The organism is Arthrobacter sp. JCM 19049 (genome assembly GCF_001310435.1).
The window spans coordinates 1-1,968 of record NZ_BAXF01000408.1 but is presented as its reverse complement, the minus strand read 5'-3'; the positions used below and the strand labels follow the sequence as shown (position 1 = coordinate 1,968).

The following is a 1,968-nucleotide window of genomic DNA, read 5'->3' as shown; positions in this document are numbered from 1 at the left end:
CAGCACCCGGTCCTCGCGCAGCGCCTCGCGCAGCGCCCCCACGTTCTCCAGGTCGCTTTCGATCACGGTCAGGGTGCCGTTGGTTCCCATGCCGCGCAGGATCGACAGGGAGGCGACCCCGACCCCGGCGCCGATCTGCACTGCGTTGCGGGGGCTGTAAAGATTGGAGAGCAGCTGCAGGATGGACGCGCCGGCCGGGTCGATGGTGTGCGCTCCCAGTTCGCTGCCGCGCTCCCGGGCGCGGGTCATGACCTCATCTTCGGTCACGGCGTTCTGGGCATGGGTCCAGCTGGCAAACAACTCGGTGTTCATCGACGGCATGTGGGTGCGTTCCTCATTCCATGAAAATGGCGGCCACCGTCCATCGTAGCGCTCTTTGTCACAGAACCTTGAAGTCCCGGCGCTGATGCGACCGCGGGCGTTCCCCGCAGGGCTTAACCGGGCCGGGGCGTGCTGCCCAAGGACAACTGACGGCTTCAGCGCAGTGGATTCTTAGCTTGTGCTCAGCTGGAGAGCCGAGACTTAATACGTGAGCACTACACGCAACGAACTCGCCGCCCCCGCCGATCCCGCACCCACGTGGGATGCCATGGTGCGCGAACATGGGGATCGCATCTTCCGCCTGGCCTACCGGCTGACCGGTAACCGCCAGGACGCGGAGGACCTGTCCCAGGAAGCGTTCGTGCGCGCCTTCAAGGGCCTGGAGAACTACACTCCGGGCACCCTGGGCGGCTGGCTGCACCGCATCACCACCAACCTGTTCCTGGACGGGGCGCGCCGCCGCTCCAAGATCCGCTTCGACCGTTTCGCCGAAGGGGCCGAGGACCGTTTGGAAGGCACCGCGCCGGGCCCCGAACGCGGCTTTGAACTGAACAACCTGGATGTGGACGTGCACAACGCCCTGAAGGCGTTGGCGCCGGAGTTCCGAGCCGCGATTGTCCTGTGTGACCTGGAGGGGTACTCCTACGAGGAAGTCGCCAACGCCCTGAACGTGAAACTGGGCACGGTGCGCTCACGCATCCACCGTGGACGGGCGATGCTGCGTGATGCGCTGGCACACCGCAACCCCGCCAACACCAAGGCCCCGCTGACGGTTTCGCTGCCGCGCATCGCCGGCAAGATCATGCCCAGCGCCAGCTAGCACGCCGGGGCACCGGCTCTCGACACGGCAGCGCGCTTAGGCCGATGCCGGATGACAGGGTAATCTTTCTATCGTGGAGTTTGCAGGTATCAACGGTAGCGAGTTCGTCGTTTTGGCGATTCTCGCGGTGGTGATCTTGGGCCCCGAAAAGCTTCCCGAGTACGCCCGGAAACTGGCGAACCTGGTCAAGGAACTGCGCCGCATGGCCAACGGGGCCAGGGAGCAGCTGCGGGAGGAAGTGGGCGACGAAGTCGCGACATGGACTGGAAGAAACTGGATCCGCGCCAGTACGACCCGCGGCGGATCATCAAGGAAGCCCTAGTCGACGAATTCGATGAGGCGGTCACCGCCGCAAAATCCGCCCCGGCCGCCCCGATCCGCAAATCCGTGGCCCCGGCGGCCACCGACCGCCTGGCCCCGGGGGAGCCGGCCCCCTTCGACGACGAGGCCACCTACCTGGAGCTTCCCCCAACGACACAATCCCCTGCCCCGGTATGAGTCCGGCAGCAGGGGATTACTTGTTCCTAAAGCCCGACACCGGTTCGCTGCCGGTAAAGGGCGAACCGGCATCCGGCCGGAGAACGGCTAGCTGTACTGGATTACCGGGGTGGACAAATCCACCAGCGCCCGCGCGTGGCGGCGGTGCTCATGGATCAGCGCCGGCAGGTCCAGTCCCGGGATGGCACCGTCCAGCACCCGCCACCGCCCGGCGACCATGACCCGGTCGGCCTTGTCCGCACCGCACAGCAGCAGGGCGGCCAACGGGTCGTGGCTGCCCGAGAAGCGCAGCTCATCGGTCTTGAAGAACGCCAGGTCCGCCTGCTGGC

General features: G+C 66.3%; 1 protein-coding gene and 3 pseudogenes. 2 read left to right on the top strand and 2 right to left on the bottom strand.

The window, feature by feature from the left end:
• A pseudogene (locus tag JCM19049_RS12765) lies at positions 1 to 312 on the bottom strand (methyltransferase); the annotation flags it as partial.
• A 217-nt stretch (positions 313 to 529) separates the two neighbouring features.
• Between JCM19049_RS12765 and sigE the strand changes: the two are divergent.
• Together sigE and JCM19049_RS12755 are read left to right on the top strand one after the other, a co-directional pair.
• Positions 530 to 1,141 (top strand): RNA polymerase sigma factor SigE, encoded by a 612-nt coding sequence (gene sigE, locus JCM19049_RS12760; protein WP_054821774.1) that lies wholly within the window; start codon positions 530 to 532, stop codon positions 1,139 to 1,141.
• Between the two features lie 73 nt (positions 1,142 to 1,214).
• A pseudogene (locus JCM19049_RS12755) lies at positions 1,215 to 1,639 on the top strand (sec-independent translocase).
• Between the two features lie 87 nt (positions 1,640 to 1,726).
• Here JCM19049_RS12755 and JCM19049_RS12750 read toward each other — a convergent pair.
• Positions 1,727 to 1,968, bottom strand: a pseudogene (locus JCM19049_RS12750) (hypothetical protein); the annotation flags it as partial.